At 70.8% G+C, this 24,756-nt stretch carries 21 protein-coding genes; 17 read left to right on the plus strand and 4 right to left on the minus strand.

The window, feature by feature from the left end:
- Positions 1-176 precede the first annotated feature (176 nt).
- From ruvC to QOM21_RS29970, 8 genes are all read left to right on the plus strand, one after another.
- Positions 177-755, plus strand: a complete 579-nt coding sequence (ruvC, locus tag QOM21_RS29935) for a crossover junction endodeoxyribonuclease RuvC (protein WP_407554132.1) — start codon at positions 177-179, stop codon at positions 753-755.
- Positions 752-1,372: a Holliday junction branch migration protein RuvA gene (gene ruvA / locus QOM21_RS29940; protein ID WP_407554133.1), complete on the plus strand. Its 621-nt coding sequence runs from the start codon at positions 752-754 to the stop codon at positions 1,370-1,372. Before ruvC ends, ruvA begins: the two co-directional genes overlap by 4 nt.
- 121 nt (positions 1,373-1,493) lie before the next feature.
- On the plus strand, positions 1,494-2,597 hold the full coding sequence (gene ruvB / locus QOM21_RS29945) for a Holliday junction branch migration DNA helicase RuvB (RefSeq protein WP_407554134.1): 1,104 nt from the start codon (positions 1,494-1,496) through the stop codon (positions 2,595-2,597).
- 162 nt (positions 2,598-2,759) lie between these two features.
- The gene (gene yajC, locus QOM21_RS29950; RefSeq protein ID WP_407554135.1) at positions 2,760-3,299 is read left to right on the plus strand and encodes a preprotein translocase subunit YajC; all 540 of its coding nucleotides are present in this window, start codon (positions 2,760-2,762) and stop codon (positions 3,297-3,299) included.
- Between the two features lie 151 nt (positions 3,300-3,450).
- A complete protein-coding gene (gene secD, locus QOM21_RS29955) occupies positions 3,451-5,235 on the plus strand; it encodes a protein translocase subunit SecD (protein ID WP_407554136.1) in 1,785 nt (594 codons plus the stop codon).
- 1 nt (position 5,236) lies between these two features.
- Positions 5,237-6,355 carry a protein translocase subunit SecF gene (secF, locus tag QOM21_RS29960; RefSeq protein WP_407554137.1) on the plus strand — a complete coding sequence of 373 codons (1,119 nt, stop codon included), beginning with the start codon at positions 5,237-5,239 and terminating at the stop codon, positions 6,353-6,355.
- The gene (locus QOM21_RS29965; protein ID WP_407554138.1) at positions 6,352-6,900 is read left to right on the plus strand and encodes an adenine phosphoribosyltransferase; all 549 of its coding nucleotides are present in this window, start codon (positions 6,352-6,354) and stop codon (positions 6,898-6,900) included. The genes secF and QOM21_RS29965 overlap by 4 nt, the downstream gene beginning before the upstream one ends.
- Positions 6,901-7,071: 171 nt before the next feature.
- Positions 7,072-9,711, plus strand: a complete 2,640-nt coding sequence (locus tag QOM21_RS29970; protein ID WP_407554139.1) for a RelA/SpoT family protein — start codon at positions 7,072-7,074, stop codon at positions 9,709-9,711.
- Positions 9,712-9,807: 96 nt separating this feature from the next.
- On the opposite strand, the gene QOM21_RS29975 is transcribed toward QOM21_RS29970, so the two are convergent.
- A complete protein-coding gene (locus QOM21_RS29975; protein WP_407554140.1) occupies positions 9,808-11,037 on the minus strand; it encodes a DUF349 domain-containing protein in 1,230 nt (409 codons plus the stop codon).
- Positions 11,038-11,291: 254 nt separating this feature from the next.
- Complete coding sequence (locus tag QOM21_RS29980) at positions 11,292-12,110, minus strand: peptidylprolyl isomerase (protein WP_407554141.1); 819 nt, start codon at positions 12,108-12,110, stop codon at positions 11,292-11,294.
- 171 nt (positions 12,111-12,281) lie between these two features.
- Here QOM21_RS29980 and QOM21_RS29985 point away from each other — a divergent pair, with 171 nt between their 5' ends.
- From QOM21_RS29985 to QOM21_RS30000, 4 genes are all read left to right on the plus strand, one after another.
- Complete coding sequence (locus QOM21_RS29985) at positions 12,282-12,995, plus strand: MBL fold metallo-hydrolase (RefSeq protein WP_407554142.1); 714 nt, start codon at positions 12,282-12,284, stop codon at positions 12,993-12,995.
- A gap of 11 nt (positions 12,996-13,006) precedes the next feature.
- Positions 13,007-14,269, plus strand: a complete 1,263-nt coding sequence (gene hisS / locus QOM21_RS29990; protein WP_407554143.1) for a histidine--tRNA ligase — start codon at positions 13,007-13,009, stop codon at positions 14,267-14,269.
- Positions 14,270-14,598: 329 nt separating this feature from the next.
- Positions 14,599-15,243, plus strand: coding sequence for a vitamin K epoxide reductase family protein (locus tag QOM21_RS29995; RefSeq protein ID WP_407554144.1), 645 nt, complete (start codon positions 14,599-14,601; stop codon positions 15,241-15,243).
- Positions 15,244-15,307: 64 nt separating this feature from the next.
- Positions 15,308-16,666, plus strand: a complete 1,359-nt coding sequence (locus QOM21_RS30000) for a replication-associated recombination protein A (RefSeq protein ID WP_407554145.1) — start codon at positions 15,308-15,310, stop codon at positions 16,664-16,666.
- A 98-nt stretch (positions 16,667-16,764) separates the two neighbouring features.
- Here QOM21_RS30000 and QOM21_RS30005 read toward each other — a convergent pair whose 3' ends face one another.
- The gene (locus QOM21_RS30005) at positions 16,765-17,517 is read right to left on the minus strand and encodes a DUF2470 domain-containing protein (protein ID WP_407555907.1); all 753 of its coding nucleotides are present in this window, start codon (positions 17,515-17,517) and stop codon (positions 16,765-16,767) included.
- Positions 17,518-17,699: 182 nt separating this feature from the next.
- Between QOM21_RS30005 and rpsD the strand changes: the two genes are divergently transcribed.
- Positions 17,700-18,311, plus strand: coding sequence for a 30S ribosomal protein S4 (gene rpsD, locus QOM21_RS30010; RefSeq protein ID WP_393894217.1), 612 nt, complete (start codon positions 17,700-17,702; stop codon positions 18,309-18,311).
- Between the two features lie 31 nt (positions 18,312-18,342).
- Here the strand turns inward: rpsD and QOM21_RS30015 are convergent, their stop codons facing one another.
- Positions 18,343-20,532, minus strand: a complete 2,190-nt coding sequence (locus QOM21_RS30015; RefSeq protein WP_407554146.1) for an ATP-binding protein — start codon at positions 20,530-20,532, stop codon at positions 18,343-18,345.
- 181 nt (positions 20,533-20,713) lie between these two features.
- On the opposite strand from QOM21_RS30015, the gene QOM21_RS30020 reads away from it, so the two are divergent.
- Genes QOM21_RS30020 through ruvX form a run of 4 tightly spaced genes read left to right on the plus strand, consistent with a single transcriptional unit; the run spans position 20,714 to position 24,649 of the window.
- Positions 20,714-21,145, plus strand: a complete 432-nt coding sequence (locus QOM21_RS30020) for a DUF948 domain-containing protein (protein ID WP_393894215.1) — start codon at positions 20,714-20,716, stop codon at positions 21,143-21,145.
- An 8-nt stretch (positions 21,146-21,153) separates the two neighbouring features.
- Positions 21,154-21,501: a DUF6167 family protein gene (locus tag QOM21_RS30025; RefSeq protein ID WP_407554147.1), complete on the plus strand. Its 348-nt coding sequence runs from the start codon at positions 21,154-21,156 to the stop codon at positions 21,499-21,501.
- Entirely contained in the window at positions 21,501-24,170 is a 2,670-nt protein-coding gene (gene alaS, locus QOM21_RS30030; protein WP_407554148.1) for an alanine--tRNA ligase, read from the plus strand. The genes QOM21_RS30025 and alaS overlap by 1 nt, the downstream gene beginning before the upstream one ends.
- A gap of 14 nt (positions 24,171-24,184) precedes the next feature.
- Positions 24,185-24,649 carry a Holliday junction resolvase RuvX gene (ruvX, locus tag QOM21_RS30035; protein WP_407555909.1) on the plus strand — a complete coding sequence of 155 codons (465 nt, stop codon included), beginning with the start codon at positions 24,185-24,187 and terminating at the stop codon, positions 24,647-24,649.
- Positions 24,650-24,756: the final 107 nt, after the last annotated feature.

The following is a 24,756-nucleotide window of genomic DNA, read 5'->3' on the forward strand; positions in this document are numbered from 1 at the left end:
GGAGTTGGCCGTCGGCCGCGCTGATTCCTCGCATTTCGGTTCTCGGTTTCGGTTTTCGGTTGTCTGATCGTTGTGCGTGCGACGGGCCGGCGGGACACACCCCGCCGGCCCGTCGCATTGTCAGTGGCAGCCGATAGCCTGCAGGAACACATGGTCGAGCCGGAGGGGAGGGCCCGATGAAGGTTCTCGGCGTGGACCCGGGGCTGACGCGCTGCGGAGTCGGCGTGGTGGACGGCGTCGCGGGCCGCCCGCTGAGCATGGTCGGCGTCGGTGTCGTCCGGACCCCGGCGGACGCCGACATCGCGCACCGCCTGGTCCTGATCGAGCGCGGCATCGACGCATGGCTCGATGAGTACCGGCCCGAATTCGTCGCCGTGGAGCGGGTGTTCAGCCAGCACAACGTCCGTACGGTCATGGGCACCGCCCAGGCCAGCGCGGTCGCCATGCTGTGCGCCGCCCGCCGCGGACTGCCCGTCGCGCTGCACACCCCCAGTGAGGTCAAGGCAGCCGTCACCGGCTCGGGCCGGGCCGACAAGGCCCAGGTCGGCGCCATGGTGACCCGCCTGCTGCGGCTCGACGCACCGCCGAAGCCGGCCGACGCGGCCGACGCTCTCGCCCTGGCCATCTGCCACATCTGGCGCGCCCCCGCGGTCAACCGCCTCCAGCAGGCGCACGCCGCGGCCCGCCGCGCCGCCCCCTCCTCCCTCCCGTCCCCCGGCCCGCGCCGGGTGGCACCCCAGAAGGGCACCCGATGATCGCCTTCGTCTCCGGCCCGGTCGCGGCCCTCGCCCCGGACACCGCCGTCGTCGAGGTCGGCGGTGTCGGCATGGCCGTCCAGTGCACCCCGAACACCCTGTCCGGGCTGCGCATCGGCCAGCAGGCCAAGCTCGCCACCTCCCTCGTCGTGCGGGAGGACTCCCTCACCCTCTACGGCTTCGCCGACGACGACGAACGGCAGACCTTCGAGCTGCTGCAGACCGCCAGTGGCGTCGGCCCCCGGCTCGCCCAGGCCATGCTGGCCGTGCACTCCCCTGACACCCTGCGTCTGGCCGTGTCCACCGGTGACGAGAAGACGCTCACCGCGGTCCCCGGCATCGGCAAGAAGGGCGCGCAGAAGCTGCTCCTGGAGCTGAAGGACCGCCTCGGCGCGCCGGTGGGCACCGCCCGCGCCGGCGTCGGCAGCCCCGTCACGACAGGCTGGCGCGACCAGCTGCACGCCGCCCTGATCGGCCTCGGCTACGCCACCCGCGAGGCGGAGGAAGCGGTGGCCGCGGTCGCGCCGCAGGCTGACGCGGCGGTCGCAGACGGCGGGCAGCCCCAGGTGCCGCAGCTCCTCAAGGCCGCTCTGCAGACCTTGAACCGGGCGCGATGAGCCGCGCCGCCCGGGGCCCGGCGGTCCGTCGCGGCCGGCCCGGCACCGCCGCGACTCCGGGCCCCCGACCGCATGACCATGCAGGCGGCCCGGCCGCCCCGACCCCGCGAGGCAATCCGTAGTGAACTGGGACGACACCGCACCGTCCACCGCCGATGACATCGCCGCCGACGCCGCCACCGGCGCGGCCGACCGGCTCGTCGGGGCGGACGCCGACGGCGAGGACACCGCCGTCGAGGCCGCTCTGCGGCCCAAGGACCTCGAAGAATTCGTGGGCCAGGAGCGGGTGCGCGAACAGCTCGACCTGGTGCTGCGGGCGGCCCGCGCGCGCGGCGCCACCGCCGACCACGTCCTGCTGTCCGGGGCCCCGGGGCTCGGCAAGACCACCCTGTCCATGATCATCGCGGCCGAGATGGGCGCCCCGATCCGCATCACCTCCGGCCCCGCCATCCAGCACGCCGGAGATCTCGCCGCGATCCTCTCCTCCCTCCAGGAGGGCGAGGTCCTCTTCCTGGACGAGATCCACCGGATGTCCCGGCCCGCCGAGGAAATGCTCTACATGGCGATGGAGGACTTCCGCGTCGACGTGATCGTCGGCAAGGGCCCGGGCGCCACCGCCATCCCCCTGGAACTCCCGCCCTTCACCCTGGTCGGCGCCACCACCCGGGCCGGCCTGCTGCCGCCCCCGCTGCGGGACCGCTTCGGCTTCACCGGCCACATGGAGTTCTACGCCCCCGTCGAGCTGGAGCGCGTCATCCACCGCTCGGCCGGCCTGCTGGACGTCCACATAGAGGCCGATGGCGCCGCCGAGATCGCCGGCCGCTCCCGCGGCACCCCGCGTATCGCCAACCGCCTGCTGCGCCGCGTCCGCGACTACGCCCAGGTCAAGGCGGACGGCGTGATCACCCGCGAGATCGCCTCGCAGGCCCTGGGCGTCTACGAGGTCGACGAGCGCGGCCTGGACCGCTTGGATCGTGCCGTGCTGACGGCCCTGCTCAAGCTCTTCGGCGGCGGCCCGGTGGGCCTGTCGACGCTGGCCGTCGCGGTGGGGGAGGAGCGCGAGACGGTCGAGGAGGTCGCCGAGCCCTTCCTGGTGCGCGAGGGCCTGCTCGCCCGCACCCCCCGTGGCCGGATCGCCACCCCCGCGGCCTGGGCCCACCTGGGGCTCGTTCCGCCGCAGCAGCAATCGGGAGGAACCGGTCAGCAGGGCCTGTTCGGCGGCTGACGGCGCGGAGACTCGCCCGGTCAGGAACTGCGGTGCGATGCTGGGCGTTGTTCCACCGGTGGGGACTCGCTTAGACTCCGCCGATGCCGTCCGAATGGACCGGCATTCCCACCCCCGTATATCAGACCGCGCATCAGCGGTCGTGCGAAGGATTTCCGTCCCGTGAGTATCGTGACTCTCCTCCCCTTCATCGTCCTCATCGGGGCCATGTTCCTGATGACCCGCTCTGCGAAGAAGAAGCAGCAGGCGGCCGCCCAGATGCGCAATGAAATGCAGCCCGGCACCGGCGTCCGGACGATCGGCGGCATGTACGCCACCGTCAAGGAAATCCACGAGGACACCGTCCTCCTTGAGGTTGCTCCCAGCGTGCACGCCATTTACGCCAAGAACGCCATTGGCGCGGTTCTCCCCGACGAGGAGTACAACCGCATTCTCGACGGCGCCGACCCGGTCTCCCACGACGAGCCGGTCGTCCCGGACGACGCCTCGTCGCTGACCGGCGCCACCGCCGCCGACGCCCCCGAGACGGGCGACAAGGCCGACAAGATCGACCTGGGCAAGGACGAGACCCCGGCCGAGCCGGCCGCCGCGGCCGATGAGCCCGCCGCCGAGGAAGCCGCCAAGGCCGACTCCGACACCGCCAAGAGCGACGCGGAGCCCGCCAAGGACGACAAGAAGGCCGGCGGCGCCGACGCGAAGTAGTCCCGCCCCGCACGGAACCGCGGAGCACCCCTGAGCGGTGCACCGCGGTTCCGGGACGGTCTAGGCTCCGGCGGGGGCACGTCCCCACAACACTTCGTGGCCGCTCGGCAGACACCCGAAGCCGAGTGGTTGGACAGGGAGATACGAGAAGGTGGCAGCACCGAAGAAGGGCCGCAGGGCGCCCGCGAGCCAGGGTCATCCGGGGCGCACCCTGGTCCTGATCCTGATCGCGATGGTCGCTCTGGTCGGAGGCATGTTCTACTCCGGCACGCTGACGCCCCGACTGGGCATCGACCTGGCGGGTGGCACCAGCTTCACGCTGGCGGCCCAGAACCAGCCGGGCAAGCCCAACGCGATCAACGAGACCAACATGAACACCGCCGCCGGCATCATGGAGCGGCGGGTCAACGGCCTCGGTGTGACCGAGTCCGAGGTCCAGACGCAGGGCAGCAACCACATCATCGTGAACATCCCCAAGGGGACGGACGCGAAGCAGGCCCGCCAGCAGGTCGGCACCACCGCCCAGCTCGGATTCCGGCCGGTGCTGACCACCACTGCCGGCGCCAAGACCCCCGACCCCACGGCCAGCCCCTCCCCGGGCGGCAAGAACGGCAAGGGCGACGACGGCAAGAGCAAGGTCGGCCCGGGCGCCAAGGACGCCGGCAAGCAGAGCGCCGGTTCCTCCCCGAAGCCCGGCGCGAGCGCCACGACACAGGGCAGGGCCGCCACGGACTCCCTGAAGAAGGCGCCGTCCGCCACGCCGACCCCCTCGGGCAAGCCCAAGCCCTCCCTTCCCCCGGTGCCGCCCACCGGTGGCGCCGCGGACCTGCCGCCCGCCGTGCAGAAGCAGCTCGCCGCGCTGGACTGCTCCACCAAGGCGAAGCGCGCCACGGCCGGTCAGCAGGCCGCCAACTCCAAGCCGACCGACTCGATCGTCGCCTGCAAGGACGACGGTTCGCAGAAGTACGCGCTCGGCCCGGTCGCCGTGGAGGGCACCGACGTCAAGGACGCCAAGGCCGTCTTCGACAGCCAGCAGGGCCAGGGCTGGATCGTCCAGATGGACTTCACCTCCGACGGAGGCAAGAAGTTCGCGGACATCACCGGCAAGCTCGCCACCAAGACGCAGCCGCAGAACCAGTTCGCGATCGTCCTGGACGGCGCGGTGGTCTCCGACCCGCGTGTCAGCCAGCAGCTCAACGGCGGTAACGCCACCATCTCCGGCGGCTTCACCCAGCAGTCCGCCGAGGACCTCGGCAACATGCTGTCCTACGGTGCGCTGCCGCTGTCCTTCAAGATCGACGACGAGACCACGGTGACCGCGGCCCTGGGCGGCGAGCAGCTGCACGCCGGTCTGATCGCCGGCGCCATCGGCCTCGCCCTGGTCGTCATCTACCTGGTCGCCTACTACCGGGGCCTGGCGCTGGTCGCGCTGGCGAGCCTCGCGGTCTCGGCGGTCCTGACGTACACGATCATGACGTTGCTCGGACCGGCCATCGGATTCGCGCTGAACCTGCCGGCGGTCTGTGGCGCCATCGTCGCCATCGGTATCACCGCCGACTCCTTCATCGTCTACTTCGAACGCATCCGCGACGAGATCCGCGAGGGCCGCACGCTCCGCCCGGCCGTCGAACGCGGCTGGCCGCGCGCCCGTCGCACGATCATGGTCTCCGACTTCGTGTCGTTCCTGGCCGCCGCGGTGCTGTTCATCGTCACCGTCGGCAAGGTGCAGGGCTTCGCGTTCACGCTCGGTCTGACCACCGTCCTCGACGTCGTCGTGGTCTTCTTCTTCACCAAGCCGCTGATGACGCTGCTGGCCCGGCGGAAGTTCTTCGCCGACGGCCACCCGTGGTCCGGTCTGGATCCCAAGCGTCTGGGCGCCAAGCCCCCGCTGCGACGCCGCCGCGGTACCGCCCCCACCGAGACGAAGGAGGCGTGAGATGTCCAAGCTCGGAAACATCGGCGCCCGGCTCTACCGCGGCGAGGTCGGCTACGACTTCATCGGCAAGCGCAAGATCTGGTACGGCATCTCGATCCTCATCACCATCACGGCCATCGTCGGCCTGGCGGTACGCGGCCTGAACATGGGCATCGAGTTCTCCGGTGGCGCGGTCTTCACCACCCCCGAGACCTCGGTGTCCGCCTCGGAGGCGCAGCACAAGGCCGAGTCCGCGGCCGGCGGCCGCCAGGCCGTGGTGCAAAAGCTCGGCGGCGGCTCGCTGCGTATCCAGATCAGCGGCTTGGACACCAAGCAGGCGGTCCCGGTCCAGGAAGAGCTCGCCAAGGACCTGAACGTCCCGGTCAAGGACGTCAACACCCAGCTGGTCGGCCCGAGTTGGGGTGAGCAGATCGCCAACAAGGCCTGGCTGGGCCTGGGGATCTTCATGATCCTCGTGGTGATCTACCTCGCCATCGCCTTCGAGTGGCGGATGGCGCTGGCCGCCCTGATCGCGCTGATCCACGACCTCACGATCACGGTCGGCATCTACGCCCTGGTCGGCTTCGAGGTCACCCCCGGCACGGTCATCGGTCTGCTGACGATCCTCGGTTACTCCTTGTACGACACGGTCGTCGTCTTCGACAGCCTGAAGGAAGCCTCCAAGGACATCACCAAGCAGACCCGCTTCACCTACAGCGAGATCGCCAACCGCAGCATCAACGGCACCCTGGTGCGCTCCATCAACACCACCGTCGTGGCGCTGCTGCCGGTCGCCGGTCTGCTCTTCGTCGGTGGCGGCGTGCTCGGTGCGGGCATGCTCAACGACATCTCGCTGGCCCTGTTCGTCGGTCTCGCCGCCGGTGCGTACTCCTCGATCTTCATCGCCACCCCGCTGGTCGCCGACTTCAAGGAGCGCGAGCCGCAGATGAAGGCGCTGGTCAAGCGGGTACGGGCCAAGCGCGCCGCGGCCGCGGCCAAGGGCGCGGGCCCGGAGGAGCCGCAGGACGGCGACCCCGCCGGGGCGGCCGGATCCGACGACGACACCGCGGTCGTCGGACCGCGCTCCCAGCCCGCTTCCCGTAACCGCGGACGCGGCCGCCCGTCGGGCAAGCGCCGATGAGCGCCCCCACGGAGCTGCGTGAGCTGCTGCTCAGCCGGATCTCGGACGTCCCGGACTACCCGCAGCCGGGCGTGATGTTCAAGGACATCACCCCGCTGCTGGCCGACGCGGCCGCCTTCGGCGCGCTGACCGACGCGTTCGTGGAGCTGTGCCGGGAGTACCGCGCCGACAAGGTCGTGGGCCTCGAAGCCCGCGGGTTCATCCTCGCGGCGCCCGTCGCGGTCCGCGCCGGTATCGGCTTCGTCCCCGTCCGCAAGGCCGGCAAGCTGCCCGGCGCGACGCTCGGGCAGTCATACGCGCTGGAGTACGGCACCGCCGAGATCGAGATCCACGCCGACGCGCTGGCCCCGGGGGACCGGGTGCTGGTGATAGACGACGTGCTCGCCACCGGTGGTACCGCGGACGCCTCGCTGCAGCTGATCCGCCGCGCGGGCGCCGATGTCGCGGGCGTCGCGGTCCTGCTGGAGCTGGGCTTCCTCGCCGGCCGGGCCCGGCTGGAGCCGGGCCTGAAGGGCGCTCCGCTGGAGGCCCTGATCACGGTCTGAGCCGACCTCACGCCTCACCTCGGCACCAGGGGCCCCGGAAGAATTCGGGCGCCCCTGGTGCTGTGTCATGTACGGAATCATGGCCGCGGGAGAGCCGCGCCCATGAGGTCGATACCATGGCACCCCGACCCGATCGTGGTCTTGTGGTCCGGAACCGCTTGAGGAGTGCTCTTGCCAGACGAGGCCCAGCCGCTCTCCCCCGGACCGCGTCCGGCGGGATCCCCCGCCGCGCGCCCGGACGAGCCGAAGCCCCAGGACGCGGCTGCCTCGGACACGCCGAAGCCCGAGCGGCAGAGCGAGTCCGACGGCAACGCCGCGCCCCGGCCCTCGGCCGACCGGCCTGCCGCCGCGTCCCCGCCTCCCGCGGACCGCCCCGCCCGGGACGCCTCCGCAGCAGGCCCGGCGGGCTCCGCGGCCCCGGCGTCGAAGGCCGGCCCGCCCGCCAAGGCAGGTCCGTCCGCGACACCGGCCCCGGCGTCCAAGCCGCTGCCGCCCACCCCGGCCGGCCGCTCCGGATCGCCCAACCGCGTCCGCGCCCGCCTCGCCCGGCTCGGCGTCCAGCGCTCCAGCCCGTACAACCCGGTCCTGGAACCGCTGCTGCGGATCGTGCGCGGCAACGACCCCAAGATCGAGGCGGCGACGCTGCGCCAGATCGAGCGGGCCTACCAGGTCGCCGAGCGCTGGCACCGCGGCCAGAAGCGCAAGAGCGGCGACCCGTACATCACCCACCCGCTCGCGGTGACCACGATCCTCGCCGAGCTGGGCATGGACCCGGCCACCTTGATGGCCGGCCTGCTGCACGACACCGTCGAGGACACCGAGTACGGCCTGGACACCCTGCGCCGTGACTTCGGCGACCAGGTCGCGCTGCTCGTCGACGGCGTCACCAAGCTGGACAAGGTCAAGTTCGGGGAGGCCGCGCAGGCCGAGACCGTCCGCAAGATGGTCGTCGCGATGGCCAAGGACCCGCGGGTACTGGTCATCAAGCTCGCCGACCGGCTGCACAACATGCGCACCATGCGCTATCTCAAGCGGGAGAAGCAGGAGAAGAAGGCCCGCGAGACGCTGGAGATCTACGCTCCGCTCGCCCACCGCCTGGGCATGAACACCATCAAGTGGGAGCTGGAGGACCTCGCCTTCGCGATCCTCTACCCCAAGATGTACGACGAGATCGTGCGGCTGGTCGCCGAGCGGGCGCCCAAGCGCGACGAGTACCTGGCGATAGTGACCGACGAGGTCCAGGCGGACCTGCGCGCGGCCCGCATCAAGGCCACCGTCACCGGCCGGCCGAAGCACTACTACAGCGTCTACCAGAAGATGATCGTGCGAGGCCGCGACTTCGCCGAGATCTACGACCTGGTGGGCATCCGCGTCCTCGTCGACACCGTCCGCGACTGCTACGCGGCGCTCGGCACCGTCCACGCCCGGTGGAATCCGGTACCGGGGCGGTTCAAGGACTACATCGCGATGCCCAAGTTCAACATGTACCAGTCGCTCCACACGACGGTCATCGGGCCCAACGGCAAGCCCGTCGAGCTGCAGATCCGCACGTTCGACATGCACCGCCGCGCCGAGTACGGCATCGCCGCGCACTGGAAGTACAAGCAGGAGGCCGTCGCCGGCGCCTCCAAGGTGCGTACGGACATCCCCAAGGGCGCGGGCAAGGGCGCGGGCCAGGACACCGTCAACGACATGGCCTGGCTGCGGCAGTTGCTGGACTGGCAGAAGGAGACCGAGGACCCGGGCGAGTTCCTCGAATCGCTGCGCTTCGACCTCTCCCGCAACGAGGTCTTCGTCTTCACGCCGAAGGGCGACGTCATAGCGCTGCCGGCGGGCGCCACCCCGGTGGACTTCGCCTACGCGGTGCACACCGAGGTCGGCCACCGCACGATAGGAGCACGGGTCAACGGGCGCCTCGTACCGCTCGAATCGACCCTGGACAACGGCGACCTGGTGGAGGTCTTCACCTCCAAGGCGCCCGGCGCCGGGCCGTCCCGCGACTGGCTGGGCTTCGTCAAGTCACCGCGCGCCCGCAACAAGATCCGCGCCTGGTTCTCCAAGGAGCGCCGGGACGAGGCCATCGAGCAGGGCAAGGACGCCATCGCGCGGGCCATGCGCAAGCAGAACCTGCCGATCCAGCGGATCCTGACCGGCGACTCCCTGGTCACCCTCGCGCACGAGATGCGCTACCCCGACATCTCCTCGCTGTACGCGGCCATCGGCGAGGGCCACGTCACCGCGCAGAGCGTCGTGCAGAAGCTCGTGCAGGCGCTCGGCGGGCAGGACGAGGCCACCGAGGACATCGCCGAGTCGACGCCGATCCGGCCGCGCTCGAAGCGGCGCTCCAGCGCCGACCCGGGCGTCGTGGTCAAGGGCGTCGACGATGTGTGGGTCAAGCTCGCCCGCTGCTGCACGCCTGTCCCGGGCGATCCCATCATCGGCTTCGTCACCCGCGGCAGCGGCGTATCGGTGCACCGCGCGGACTGCGTCAACGTCGACTCGCTGTCGAAGCAGCCCGAGCGGATCCTGGAGGTCGAGTGGGCACCCACCCAGTCCTCGGTCTTCCTGGTCGCCATCCAGGTCGAGGCGCTGGACCGCTCCCGGCTGCTGTCGGACGTCACCAGGGTGCTGTCCGACCAGCACGTCAACATCCTCTCCGCGGCCGTCCAGACCTCCCGCGACCGGGTCGCCACCTCCCGGTTCACCTTCGAGATGGGCGATCCCAAGCACCTGGGGCACGTCCTGAAGGCCGTGCGCGGTGTGGAGGGCGTCTACGACGTCTACCGCGTGACCTCGGCGCGCAGGCCCTGACGGCAGGCGGCCGCCGCCCGTGCGCGGCGGCCGCCCACGACATGACGAGGGCCCCGGCAGGCATCGCCTACCGGGGCCCTCCGCCGTGTGCGGTGGTCAGCCGCCGAACTCCTCCAGGCCCTTCAGCGCCTGGTCCAGCAGTGCCTTGCGGCCCTCCAGCTCACGGCCGAGCTTGTCCGCCTTGGCGTCGTTGCCCTGCGCACGCGCCGCGTCGATCTGCTTCTCCAGCTTGTCGACGGCGTCCTGGAGCTGGCCGGTCAGCCCCGCGGCGCGCGCCCGCGCCTCGGGGTTGGTACGCCGCCACTCGGCCTCCTCGGACTCCTGGATGGCGCGCTCGACGGCGTGCATCCGCCCCTCGATCTTCGGGCGGGCGTCCCGCGGCACGTGGCCGATGGCCTCCCACCGCTCGTTGATCGAGCGGAACGCCGCCCGCGCCGTCTTCAGATCGGAGACCGGAAGGAGCTTCTCGGCCTCGGTGACCAGCTCCTCCTTGCGGGTCAGATTCTCCCGCTGCTCGGCGTCGCGCTCCGCGAAGACCTCGCCGCGCGCCTGGAAGAAGATGTCCTGCGCGCCGCGGAAGCGGTTCCACAGGTCGTCCTCGTGCTCGCGCTGGGCGCGGCCGGCCGCCTTCCAGTCCGCCATCAGCTCGCGGTAGCGGGCGGCCGTCGCCCCCCAGTCCGTCGACTTCGACAGCGACTCGGCCTCGGCGACCAGCTTCTCCTTGGCCTTACGGGCGTCCTCGCGCTGCGCGTCCAGCGACGCGAAGTGCGCCTTGCGGCGCTTGGAGAAGGCCGAGCGGGCGTGCGAGAAGCGGTGCCAGAGCTCGTCGTCGGCCTTGCGGTCCAGACGCGGCAGCCCCTTCCAGGTGTCGACCAGCGCCCGAAGCCGCTCGCCCGCCACCCGCCACTGCTCGCTCGTCGCCAGCTCCTCGGCCTCGGCGACCAGCTTCTCCTTGGCCTGGCGGGCCTCGTCGCTCTGCTTGGCCTTCTGCGCCTTGCGCTCCTCGCGCCGCGCCTCGACCGTGGACACGAGCTTGTCCAGCCGCTTCCTCAGCGCTTCCAGATCACCCACCGCGTGGTGCTCGTCGACCTGCTGGCGCAGATGGTCGATCGCGGTCGTGGCGTCCTTCGCCGACAGGTCGGTGGTCTTGACCCGTCGCTCGAGGAGGCCGATTTCGACGACCAGGCCCTCGTACTTGCGCTCGAAGTAGGCGAGAGCCTCCTCGGGAGATCCCGCCTGCCACGATCCGACAACCTGCTCGCCGTCGGCGGTACGCACGTACACGGTCCCCGTCTCATCGACGCGGCCCCATGGGTCGCTGCTCACAGCGCCTCCTCCACATGATGCCGACGAGGGCGTGCGGCCCCCCGGCATCGTCCACAGTTTCTGTCCGGCAGAGCCTCGCCCTGGCCGGTCCGACGGGCTGTCTTGCGGTGAGGGTGGCAGGCCGTCGGAGCAGGCACCCTACACAACGCCAATCTAGGCGAACGGCGGTCGGCTGTCCGCATCCAGCACGACCAAAATTCCGTGGTTCGCACACAGGGGCGACACCACTTCGCCCCCGGCCGGCCGGGCATCCGTCAGGATTTCGTGACGGTGGCCCGGTCGATGACGACGGTGGCGTTCGGAGCGGTGTTGTCGGTTGCCGGATCGGCCGTCGAACCCGCCTCGGCGATCTTTCGCAGGACGTCCATACCGCCGGTGATGGTGCCGAACGGTGTGTAGTTGGGTGGCAACTGGCTGTCCTGATAGACGAGGAAGAACTGGCTGCTGCCGGAGTCGCGGGTCCTGTCGTTCTTGCCGTCGTAGCGGTTGGCCATCGCGACCGTGCCCGCCGGATAGACGTTGCCCTTGATCCGGGGGTCCTTGAGGTTCTCGTCCGGGATGGTGTAGCCGGGGGAGCCCTTGCCGGTGCCGGCCGGGTCGCCGCACTGCAGGACATAGATGCCCTGGTCGACCAGGCGGTGGCACTTGCTGTGGTCGAAGTAGCCCTGGCGGGCGAGGAAGGCGAAGGAGTTCACGGTGTGCGGCGCCTTGCGGGCGTCCAGCTTCAGCTCGATCCGGCCGCAGGTGGTGCCCAGCTTCACGGCGTACGAGGCGGAGGTGTCGACCGTCATCGCCGGCTCCTTCTTCCACGTCTTGCGGGACGGGGAGCCCTTCGCGGGCTTGCCGCAGGGGTCCTTCGTGGGACTGGCCGCGGCCCGGTCGGCGTCGTCCGTGCCGCCCGCCAGCCCCGCCGAGGCGTAGGCGGCGGCACCGGCGGCGAGGACCACGGCCAGCGTGGACGCCATGATCACGTTGCGGCGTTTGACCTTCCGGCGGGCCGCGGACCGCCGTTGCTGCTGGCGCTCGAACTTCTCCCGGGCGAGCTTCCGCCGCCGCTGATCGCTGCTGACCACCGGTCGTCTCCTTGTCGTGAGCGTTGCGCCGCTCTTGTCTGCCGTGGCCGTACCGTATACGGGTTCGCCCCGCCGGGAGTCCCGCCGGTAGGCTCTGGAGCTGCCGAGATGTTCCGGGAGCGATCCCGCGGGCCGCTCTCCGCCGACCGTCACCGACCTTTAAGGACGAACGTGCTGATTGCCGGGTTCCCCGCCGGGGCCTGGGGGACCAACTGCTATCTGGTCGCCCCCGCCGCCGGCGAGGAGTGCGTCATCATCGACCCGGGCCACCAGGCTGCCCAAGGAGTCGAGGACGCCGTCGCGAAGCATCGGCTCAAGCCCGTCGCGGTCATCCTCACCCACGGCCACATCGACCACGTCGCCTCGGTCGTCCCGGTGTGCGGCGCGCATGACGTCCCTGCCTGGATCCACCCCGAGGACCGCTACATGATGAGCGACCCGGAGAAGGCCCTCGGCCGCTCCATCGGGCAGCAGCTCATGGGCGAACTCACCGTGGGGGAGCCGGACGACGTCAAGGAGCTGACCGACGGCGGCGCGCTGGAGCTGGCCGGCATGGAGTTCTCCGTCGCGCACGCGCCGGGCCATACCAAGGGGTCGGTGACGTTCAGGATGCCCGAGCAGGCCGACATCCCGCCGGTCTTCTTCTCGGGCGACCTGCTGTTCGCCGGCTCCATCGGACGTACCGATCTGCCGGGCGGCGACCACGCCGAGATCCTGCAGTCGCTGGCGCGTGTGTGCCTGCCGCTGGAGGACTCCACCGTCGTGCTGTCCGGCCACGGCCCCCAGACCACCATCGGCCGCGAGCGCGCCGCCAACCCCTATCTCCGGGAAGTGGCCGCCGGCTTCGGAGACGGCTTCACCGCCGCTCCGCGACGAGGAATGTGACGAGACCTTCCGTGAGCACCTTTCAGGCCCCCAAGGGCACGTACGACCTGCTCCCCCCGAATTCGGCGACCTATCTCGCGGTGCGCGAGGCCATCTCCTCGCCGCTGCGGAACTCCGGTTACGGCTACATCGAGACGCCCGGCTTCGAGAACGTCGAGCTGTTCGCCCGCGGTGTCGGTGAGTCCACCGACATCGTGACCAAGGAAATGTACGCCTTCGAGACCAAGGGCGGCGACCAGCTCGCGCTGCGCCCCGAGGGCACCGCGTCCGTGCTGCGCGCGGCGCTGGAGGCCAACCTCCACAAGGGCGGCAACCTCCCCGTCAAGCTCTGGTACTCCGGCTCCTACTACCGCTACGAGCGTCCGCAGAAGGGCCGCTACCGCCACTTCTCGCAGGTCGGCGCCGAGGCGATCGGCACCGAGGACCCCGCGCTCGACGCCGAGTTGATCCTCCTGGCCGACCAGGCGTACCGCTCGCTCGGGCTGCGCGAGTTCCGCATCCTGCTGAACTCGCTCGGCGACGCCGAGTGCCGCCCCGTCTACCGCGCCGCCCTGCAGGACTTCCTGCGTGGGCTGGAGCTGGACGAGGAGACCCGCCGCCGGATCGAGATCAACCCGCTGCGGGTCCTGGACGACAAGCGCGACACCGTCCAGAAGCAGCTGGTCGGGGCCCCGGCCCTGCGTGACTACCTGTGCGAGGCGTGCAAGACCTACCACGAGCAGGTGCGCGAACTGCTGACCGCGGCGGGCGTGCGGTTCGAGGACGACGAGAAGCTGGTCCGGGGCCTGGACTACTACACCCGCACCACCTTCGAGTTCGTCCACGACGGCCTGGGCTCGCAGTCCGCGGTGGGCGGCGGCGGCCGCTACGACGGCCTGTCCGAGATGATCGGCGGCCCCGCGCTGCCGTCCGTCGGCTGGGCGCTCGGCGTGGACCGCACGGTCCTGGCGCTGGAGGCGGAGGGCATCACGCTCGACATCCCCGCCGCCACCGCCGTCTACGCCGTCCCGCTCGGCGAGGAGGCCCGCCGGGTGCTGTTCGGCACGGTCACCGCGCTGCGCCGGGCCGGCGTCGCCACCGACTTCGCGTACGGCGGCAAGGGCCTGAAGAACGCCATGAAGTCGGCCAACCGCTCCGGCGCGCGGCTGGCGCTGGTGGCCGGCGAGCGGGATCTGGCCGAGGGCCTCGTCCAGATCAAGGACCTGGAGAGCGGCGAGCAGACCCCGGTCGCGCTGGACGGTGTCGTCGACGAGATCCGGCGCATCCTGGGCTGAGGCACCGCGCGGCAGGCAAGCGCAGGAGGGGCCCGGACGGTGACAGCACCGTCCGGGCCCCTTCGCGTCGCGCAGGGGACTGCCCCGTCAACGCGGGGCCCGGCCCTTCATCCCGCCGCATGATTCGTCCGCCGGTCCACCGGCGGCCGGGGCGGCGTGGCCAGGGCTGGAAACCGCCGGTGGCGCCGGTCAGGGCGCCCCGCGGCCGTTCGTCTTTATGTTCATCGAACGGTGACCCGTCGAGGAGTTGAGGCAGAATGAAGGACGGCCGCGGCCCCGCGGCTCCGCTAGCTCACCCTCATCTCCCATGGGATCGACGGAACGGCGATATGACGACGACAGCGATTGACGGCGACGTGTCCACCGAAGACGACCGCGCGAGCGGCGCGGGCACCATTGGCTCGGGTCGCGGTCTCGCCTGGCTCTTGGTGATCACCGGTGCGCTGGGCGTCCTGGCCTCCTGGGTCATCACGCTCGACAAGATCGAGCTGCTGAAGGACCCGAACTTCAAGCCGGCCTGCAGCCTCAACCCGATCATCTCCTGCGGCAACGTCATGAAGAGCGCGCAGGCGGAGGTCTTCGGCTTCCCGAACCCGGTCGCCGGGCTGGTCACGTTCGGCGCGGTCGTCGCGATCGGCATGGGCCTGGTGGCGGGCGCCCGCTACCGCCGCTGGTTCTGGATCGGCCTGAACATCGGCACCCTGCTCGGCACGGTCTTCTGCATGTGGCTGATGTCCCAGTCGCTGTACGAGATCAACTCGCTCTGCCTGTGGTGCACGCTGACCTGGTGCGCCACCATCCTGATGTTCTGGTACACCACCGTCCACAACCTCAAGCACGGCATCATCCCGTGCCCCGAGGGCCTGCGCAGCAACGTGCTGGAGTTCCACTGGGTCGTGCCGGTGCTCTGGTACGGCGTGATCGCGCTGCTGATCCTCACCAAGTGGTGGTCGTACTGGAGCACCCTGCTCTGAGTCCCCGTCGCCGGTCAGGACGTGGCCGGCGGCGTTGTCAGTGGCGTGACATAGGCTCGTGAGCGTGGAGCCCGACCTGTTCACCGCTGCTGCCGAAGACCGCCAGGAGAAGGACCCCGCGGGGTCCCCTCTCGCCGTGCGGATGCGTCCGCGCACCCTCGACGAGGTCGTGGGGCAGCAGCATCTGCTCAAGCCGGGCTCGCCCCTGCGCCGCCTGGTGGGGGAGGGCAGCGGAGGACCCGCGGGGCCGTCCTCCGTCTTCCTGTGGGGGCCGCCGGGCATCGGCAAGACGACTCTCGCGTATGTCGTCAGCCAGGCGACGAACAAGCGCTTCGTGGAGCTCTCCGCGATCACCGCGGGCGTCAAGGAGGTCCGGGCGGTCATCGACGGCGCCCGGCGCGCCTCGGGCGGCTTCGGCAAGGACACCGTCCTCTTCCTCGACGAGATCCACCGCTTCAGCAAGGCCCAGCAGGACTCCCTGCTCCCGGCGGTCGAGAACCGCTGGGTCACCCTGATCGCCGCGACCACCGAGAACCCGTACTTCTCGGTGATCTCCCCGCTGCTGTCCCGCTCGCTGCTGCTGACTCTCGAACCGCTCACGGACGACGATCTGCGCGGTCTGCTGCACCGTGCCCTGACCGACGCCCGGGGGCTCGCGGGCTCGGTGACCCTCCCCGAGGACACCGAGGCGCATCTGCTGCGTATCGCGGGCGGCGACGCCCGGCGGGCGCTGACGGCCCTGGAGGCGGGCGCCGGGTCGGCGCTGTCCAAGGGGGAGAAGGAGATCACCCTCCAGACGCTGGAGGAGTCCGTCGACCGCGCGGCGGTGAAGTACGACCGCAGCGGCGACCAGCACTACGACGTCGCCAGCGCACTGATCAAGTCCATCCGCGGCTCCGATGTCGATGCGGCCCTGCACTACCTCGCCCGCATGATCGAGGCGGGGGAGGACCCGCGTTTCATCGCCCGCCGGCTGATGATCTCGGCGAGCGAGGACATCGGTCTGGCCGATCCCTCGGCTCTGCAGACCGCGGTCGCCGCCGCCCAGGCCGTGGCGATGATCGGCTTCCCGGAGGCCCGGATCACCCTCGGGCAGGCCACCATCGCCCTCGCCCTTGCCCCCAAGTCGAACGCCGCCTACACCGCCATCGACGCCGCGCTGGCCGACGTCCGCGCGGGCAAGGCGGGCCCGGTGCCGCCGCATCTGCGCGACGGCCACTACAAGGGCGCGGAGAAGCTGGGTCACGGCAAGGGCTATCAGTACCCCCACGACCTTCCGGGCGGCATCGCGGCCCAGCAGTACGCGCCGGATGAGGTGCACGGCACGCGCTACTACACCCCCACCCGGCACGGCGCAGAAGCGCGCTACGCCGACGTCGCCGACCGGGTCCGTGCCCGGTTGCGCGGCGAGACCGGCGACTGACGACCTCGCCGGCCGCTGCCGAGCTCCCGTCCGGTCAAGGCGATGCGTCAGCCCCGGCGGCCGTCGTGTCGCCTCTTCGGGTCATTCCGGTGTGGGAGTCATTCCGCCGCGGCCTCGAAGAGCGTGTGCATCGCACGGCGGAGTTCGACGACATCCCGGACCGGCTCCGGAAAGTCGAACCGCGCATCGAAGGACCGGTGGTCGGTGTCGGTGAAGCGGACCCGCAGCCCGAACCGGTCGAGCGCCACCGGGACGGCCCGGTCGCGCACGCCGCAGATCTGCGACCGGTCGCCGAGCAGCGCGCACAGCCCCCGCACCTGCTCGTCGTGCGCCGCGTGCAGATGCTGCAGCAGCTCCGCCTCGTGGGCCACCAGCGGATCGGGAACCGCGGCGGCGAACTCGTCGGGCTCGACGGGCTCCGCGCCCCACAGATCGTCCACCGCGCCCTCGCCGACCTCCAGGCGGAGCATCATCCAGGCGGCCCGCCCGGACAGCCCCGGCGCCGGCTGGGGCTGGAGTGCCTCGCCGATGCCGAGCAGCTCGCCGACGGGGTGCCGCTCGGCGAGGAGCATCGCCGCCTCGGCGCGCTGCTCGTTGCGTACGGCGGTCAGCCAGCCGGCCACCCAGGCCCGTCCGCGGATGCGGTGCGGTACGGAAACCGGCGCGACATCCGTGATCTCCATCACTGCGGTAAGGTCGTCGTCCTGCGCGTACGCAGCCGCCCGAGCCGCCGCACAGTCGCCAGGGACCAGCAATAGCAGGTCTCCGTCGGGTGTCACGGTTCGGCAAACCGGTGCCGAGAGGCCGCTCTCATCGAGGTCCTCGACACCTGGGATGCTCAAAGACGCCATACCATTGGACTCGACGAGGGTTCGTACGCGCTCGGCGGCAGTGGGCTGCTGGGCGTCTTCCACGGGACGCGGCTGACCCGCCTCGGTGCCTTGGGCACTGGGCAGGGGGATCCCAGGTCGAAACATGCGTTCTCCTCGCGATAAGGTAAGCCTCACCTAACTTACACGGAGGTCCGTTCCACGTGAACCAGTCGCGTCCCAAGGTCAAGAAGTCGCGCGCTCTCGGCATCGCCCTGACGCCGAAGGCCGTCAAGTACTTCGAGGCCCGTCCCTACCCGCCCGGCGAGCACGGCCGTGGCCGCAAGCAGAGCAGTGACTACAAGGTCCGTCTGCTCGAGAAGCAGCGCCTGCGTGCTCAGTACGACATCAGCGAGCGCCAGATGGCGCGTGCCTACGACCGCGCTCGGAAGGTCGAAGGCAAGACCGGCGAAGCGCTGATCATCGAGCTTGAGCGCCGTCTGGACGCGCTCGTCCTGCGGTCGGGCATCGCCCGCACCATCTACCAGGCCCGCCAGATGGTCGTCCACGGCCACATCGCGGTCAACGACCGCAAGGTCGACAAGCCGTCCTTCCGCGTCCGCCCCGGCGACGTCGTGATGGTCCGCGAGCGCAGCCGCGAGAAGCACCCCTTCCAGGTCGCCCGTGAGGGTGGCTACGACACCGACGGTGAGACCCCGCGCTACCTCGAGGTCAACCTGCCGGCTCTGGCGTTCCGTCTCGACCGGGACCCGAACCGCAAGGAGATCCCGGTGATCTGCGACGAGCAGCTCGTCGTCGAGTACTACGCCCGATAAATTCAGGCGCAGTCGCTCCGGCGAACGGCACTCAGCCCGCCGTCTCCCCACCGCTCGCGGAGGGGGAGGCGGCGGGTTCGTTCGTGAAGGACGCCGTGACGCGCACCGAGCGGCGGGGGCCCGGCACCCCTCGGGTACGGCCGACGACCCTGGCCACCGTCGCATCGAGATCCAGCCGGCCGCCCGCGGTCAGGCAGTCCTCGTAGCGCTCGGCGCCCAGCTGGGCCCGCGCCCGCTCCTCGCACAGCGCGTGCGGCTGGTTGTAGTAACGCGAGCCGAACAGCGGCAGTCCGACCGACGGCCAGATCCGGCCCGCGGCTCCCTGGAGCACCGCGGCCTCCTCCGCGTCCCCCTCGCCGAGGGTCACCAGCGCCAGCAACTCGATCGCCAGCACCGACCCCAGCAGATCGTGGAAGGTGTGGTCGATGGTCAGGCACTCCTCCAGCAGCGCCCGGGCCCGTCGGCCCTCACCGCGGGTCCACGCCGCGTAGGCCAGGACGAACTGGGCGTACGCCAGCGTCCAGCGCTCGCCGTGGTCGTCGCACACCTGTTGGACTTCCTCGCACAGCTGCACCGCGCCATCCAGCTCGCCCTGGAACGCCACCGCCATCGCCAGCTCGACCTGCCCCATCAGCACATTGCTGTTGAGTTCGCCGATCTCCCGGTAGCGGCCGAGCGCGTCGCGCAGCAGCGTCTCCGCGCGCGGCATGTCGTCGCAGACCAGTGCCAGGCAGCCGGTGCGGTGCAGGGCGTACGCCGCCGCCGTGGCGTTGCCGGTGCGTTCGGCGTCCTCCCGGCACTCCTGGAGCGCCCCCAGCGCGCCCACCGTGTCTCCTTGGAGCACGGCGACATAGCCGAGCACCCACAGCGCCTTCAGCCGCGCCTCGTCGTGGCCGCTGTGCAGCTCCAGTGCCCGTTCGAGCCAGTGCCTGCCCTCCGAGAGGCGGCCGCAGCCCACCCAGTAGAACCACAGGGTGCCCGCGAGGTACTGGCCGAGGTGCGCGTCGAGTTCGCTCTCCAGGCTCTGCTCCAGGGCCACCCGCAGATTGGGCAGCTCCGCCTCGATCCGGGCCGCGATCACCGCCTGCCGAGGGCTGAACCAGTCCAGTTCGCACCAGGTGGCCAGGCCCAGGTACCAGTCGCGGTGCCGGCGACGCATCCGGTCGGCGTCGGCCGTCGCCTCCAGCCAGTCCGCGCCGTACGCCCGCACGGTGTCCAGCATCCGGTAGCGCACCCCGGTGCCCGTCTCCTCGCGCACCAGCACCGACTGGGCGACCAACTCCCCCAGGACGTCGAGGAGTTCCTCGGTCGGCAGCTCCGGGCCCGAGCAGATGTACTCGGCCGCCTCCAGGTCGAACTGCCCGGCGAAGACGGAGAGCCGGGCCCACAGCAGGCGCTCCTCGGCCGTGCACAGCTCATGGCTCCAGCCGATCGCCGTCCGCAGCGCCTGGTGGCGTGGCGGTCCGCCGCGGGTGGTACCGGTCAGCAGCCGGAACCGGTCGTCGAGGCGGTGCAGCACCTGTTCCACGGAGAGGACGCCCAGCCGCCCCGCGGCCAGTTCCAGTGCGAGCGGAATGCCGTCGAGACGGCGGCAGAGTTCGGTGACGGCGGCCTCGTTCGACTGCCGTACGGAGAAGCCGCTCACGACGCAGGCGGCACGGTCCGCGAAGAGGCCGACCGCGTCGGCGCGGCTCATCGGCCGCACGGGCAGGTTCTCCTCGCCCGCAACTCCCAGCGGGCGCCGTCCTGCGGCGAGCACCCGCAGGCCCGGGGTGCGGCGCAGCAGGGCCGCGACCAGCTCGGCGCACCCGTCCACCAGATGCTCGTATCCGTCGACGACGAGCAGCAGTTCGCGGTCCGCGAGATGGTCGAGCAGGGCCGTGCGCGGCGGCCGTCCGGAGTGATCGGCGATCGCCAGCGCCTCCACAAAGGCGTGCTCCAGCACCCCGGGGTCGCGTACCGCGGACAACTCGACCAGCCACGCCCCGTCGCAGAAGCGATCCTGCAAGATCGTGGCTCCGTGGGTGGCGAGTCGTGTTTTTCCGATGCCGCCGAGGCCGGTCAGGGTCACGAGCCGGGCGGCATCCAGCCGCTGCGCCAGCACGGCCAGTTCGTCGTCCCGGCCGACGAAGCGATTGAGTTCGGCGGGCAGATTTCCCGGCGCCCGCACAGGGGCCGGAGCGGAGCGGGAAGGGCGTTCGGGGCGCGTGAAGCGTCGCATGGGACACGGAGCGTACTCGGAGGTGTGCGGACCGTACAATCACTCCTTCCGATTCCCCCTCGGGGCGCGGCGAACGGGGTGCGGACGGACAGTCACGGCGCGATAAGGTCAAGGTTGCCGTTCGAGTGGGACAGCCGAGCGGGCCGATCCCAGATCAAACCAGTCGGAGAGTGGTGCCAACGTGTCCGGTGGAGAGGTGGCCGGGATCCTCGTGGCCGTCTTCTGGGCGATCCTCGTGTCGTTCCTCGCCCTTGTGCTGGTGAGGCTCGCGCAGACGCTCAAGGCGACCACCAAGATGGTGGCCGAGGTGTCCGACCAGGCCGTCCCGCTCCTCGCCGACGCGTCCGAGACCGTCCGCTCCGCGCACAGCCAGCTCGCCCGGGTCGACGCCATCGCCGCCGATGTCCAAGAGGTCACCGCCAACGCCTCCGCGCTCTCCTCGACCGTCTCCTCCGCCTTCGGCGGACCGCTGGTCAAGGTCGCCGCGTTCGGCTACGGCGTACGCCGCGCGATCGGCAAGAAGGGCGCACCCGAGCCGCAGCGCACCGTCGTCGGCCGTACCCTGCCCGGCGCCCGCCGCGGCGGGCGCCGCAACCGTCGCTCCAAGGACTGATCACAGCGATGTTCCGCCGCGCATTCTGGTTCACCACCGGCGCCGCCGCCGGCGTCTGGGCCACCAACAAGGTCCACCGCAAGCTGCGCAAGCTGCAGCCCGACAGCCTCGCGGCACAGGCCGCGGACAAGGCCGTCGAGACCGGCCACCGGCTGCGCCAATTTGCATTGGACGTACGCACGGGAATGGCGGACCGTGAAGAACAGCTGCACGACGCCCTCGGTCTCGGTGAGACGGGTGAGGCGCGCGAGCTGCCCGGACCGCGCTCGCGCGCGGTGCTCGAAACGCAGTACCGAACCACGAGAACAACCGGACCGACCGGGCTCGCCGGACCGACTGGAAATGAGGACCACTGATGGAGTCGGCTGAAATCCGCCGCCGCTGGCTGCGCTTCTTCGAGGAGCGCGGGCACACCGTCGTGCCGTCGGCGTCGCTCATCGCGGACGACCCGACGCTGTTGCTCGTCCCCGCGGGCATGGTCCCCTTCAAGCCGTACTTCCTCGGCGAGGTCAAGCCTCCCTTCGACCGGGCCACCAGCGTCCAGAAGTGCGTGCGCACACCGGACATCGAAGAGGTCGGCAAGACCACCCGGCACGGCACGTTCTTCCAGATGTGCGGCAACTTCTCCTTCGGCGACTACTTCAAGGAAGGCGCCATCAAGTACGCCTGGGAGCTGCTGACCAGCTCGCAGGCCGACGGCGGCTACGGCCTGGACCCGGAGAAGCTCTGGATCACCGTCTACCTCGACGACGACGAGGCCGAGCGCATCTGGCACGAGGTCGTCGGGGTGCCCAAGGAGCGCATCCAGCGCCTCGGCAAGTCGGAGAACTACTGGTCGATGGGCGTTCCCGGCCCCTGCGGCCCGTGTTCCGAGATCAACTACGACCGTGGCCCCGAGTTCGGCGTCGAGGGCGGCCCGGCCGTCAATGACGAGCGGTACGTGGAGATCTGGAACCTGGTCTTCATGCAGTACGAGCGCGGCGCCGGCACGGGCAAGGAGGACTTCGAGATCCTCGGCGACCTGCCCAGCCAGAACATCGACACCGGTCTCGGCCTCGAGCGCCTGGCGATGATCCTGCAGGACGTCCGCAACATGTACGAGACGGACACCCTGCGGGTCGTCATCGACAAGGCCACCGAGCTGACCGGCGTCCGCTACGGCGCCGCGCACGACAGCGATGTCTCGCTGCGCGTCGTCGCCGACCACATGCGCACGTCCACGATGCTCATCGGCGACGGCGTCACCCCCGGCAACGAGGGCCGCGGCTACGTCCTGCGCCGCATCATGCGCCGCGCCATCCGCAACATGCGCCTGCTCGGCGCGAGCGGACTGGTCGTCGGCGAGCTGCTGGACGTCGTCATCAAGACCATGGGTCAGCAGTACCCGGAGCTGCTGGAGGACCGCCGCCGCATCGAGACGGTCGCCCTTGCCGAGGAGGCCGCCTTCGTCAAGACGCTGAAGGCCGGCACCAACATCCTCGACACCGCCGTCACCGACACCAAGGCCGCCGGCGGCACGGTCCTGGCCGGCGACAAGGCGTTCCTGCTCCACGACACCTGGGGCTTCCCGATCGACCTCACCCTCGAAATGGCCGCCGAGCAGGGCCTTTCGGTGGACGAGAACGGCTTCCGCCGCCTGATGAAGGAGCAGCGGGAGCGCGCCAAGGCCGACGCCCAGGCCAAGAAGAGCGGCCACGTCGACCTGTCCGCCTACCGCGAGGTCGCCGACAAGTCCGGCACCACGGAGTTCACCGGCTACAGCGCCACCGAGGGCGAGTCCAGCATCGTCGGCCTGCTGGTCAACGGCGCCCCGGCGCCCGCCGCCCATGAGGGCGACGACGTCGAGGTCGTCCTGGACCGCACCCCCTTCTACGCCGAGGGCGGCGGCCAGCTCGCCGACACCGGCCGGATCAAGCTGGACTCCGGCGCCGTTGTCGAGGTCCGCGACGTCCAGCAGCCGGTGCCCGGTGTCACGGTCCACAAGGGCGTGGTCCAGGTCGGTGAGGTGGTGCTCGGCTCGGCCGCGTACGCCGCCATCGACATCACCCGCCGGCGGGCCATCGCCCGTGCCCACAGCGCCACCCACCTCACCCACCAGGCGCTGCGTGACGCCCTCGGGCCGACGGCCGCCCAGGCCGGTTCGGAGAACTCCCCGGGCCGCTTCCGCTTCGACTTCGGCTCGCCGAACGCGGTGCCCGGCGGGGTCCTCGCGGACGTGGAGCAGAAGATCAACGAGGTGCTCTCCCGGGAGCTCGACGTGCATGCCGAGGTCATGAGCATGCAGGACGCCAAGAAGCAGGGCGCCATCGCCGAGTTCGGTGAGAAGTACGGCGACCGCGTCCGCGTCGTCACCATCGGCGACTTCTCCAAGGAGCTGTGCGGCGGCACCCACGTCCACAACACCGCCCAGCTGGGTCTGGTGAAGCTGCTCGGCGAGTCCTCCATCGGCTCCGGCGTCCGCCGGGTCGAGGCGCTGGTCGGCGTGGACGCCTACAAGTTCCTGGCCCGCGAGCACACCGTCGTCTCGCAGCTCACCGAGCTGGTCAAGGGCCGCCCGGACGAGCTGCCCGAGAAGATCTCCGGTGTCCTGGCCAAGCTGAAGGACGCCGAGAAGGAGATCGAGAAGTTCCGCGCCGAGAAGGTGCTGCAGGCCGCCGCCGGGCTGGCCGAGGGCGCCAAGGACGTACGGGGCGTGGCGCTGGCCGCCGGACAGGTGCCCGACGGCACCTCCGCCGACGACCTGCGCAAGCTCGTGCTCGACGTGCGGGGCCGGATCCCCGGTGACCGCGCCGCCGTCGTGGCCCTCTTCACCGTCGCGAATGGCCGCCCGGTGACGGTCATCGCCACCAACGAGGCCGCCCGCGAGCGTGGCATCAAGGCCGGCGAGCTGGTCCGTACGGCTGCCAAGACGCTCGGCGGAGGCGGCGGCGGCAAGCCGGACGTCGCCCAGGGCGGCGGGCAGAACGCCGCCGCGGTGCCGGAGGCCATCGAGGCCGTCGAGCGCCTCGTCGCCGAGGCGGCCTGAGCCACGTGAGTTCCATGCGACGTGGCAGGCGCATCGCCGTGGATGTCGGGGATGCCCGTATCGGGGTCGCCTCGTGCGACCCCGACGGGGTCCTCGCGACCCCCGTCGAGACGGTGCCGGGACGCGATGTCCCGGCGGCTCACCGCCGTCTCAAGGCGATCGTCGAGGAGTACGAGCCGCTGGAGGTCGTGGTCGGCCTGCCCCGCTCCCTCAACGGGGGAGAGGGGCCGGCCGCGGCCAAGGTGCGGGCGTTCGCCCAGGAGATGGCGAAGAACGTGGCCCCCGTAGGGGTCCGGCTGGTCGATGAGCGTATGTCGACGGTCACAGCGACCCAGGGCCTGCGGGCCTCCGGAGTCCGGAGCAAGAAGGGCCGTTCGGTGGTCGATCAGGCCGCTGCCGTGGTCATTCTGCAGAGCGCGCTGGAGACCGAACGCACCTCGGGGCGGCCTCCGGGCGAGAGCGTCGAAGTGGTCATCTGATCGCGGTACGGTAACGTTCCGCGCGATACGGCGGTGGTTCGAACAGCCGCGCGTGCAAGAAGAGGCGGATCGTTACAGCAGGCGCGCTGCCCGTCAGGAGCGCACCG

Origin of the sequence: Streptomyces sp. Pv4-95 (assembly GCF_045782725.1) — a bacterium.
Classification (GTDB): domain Bacteria; phylum Actinomycetota; class Actinomycetes; order Streptomycetales; family Streptomycetaceae; genus Streptomyces.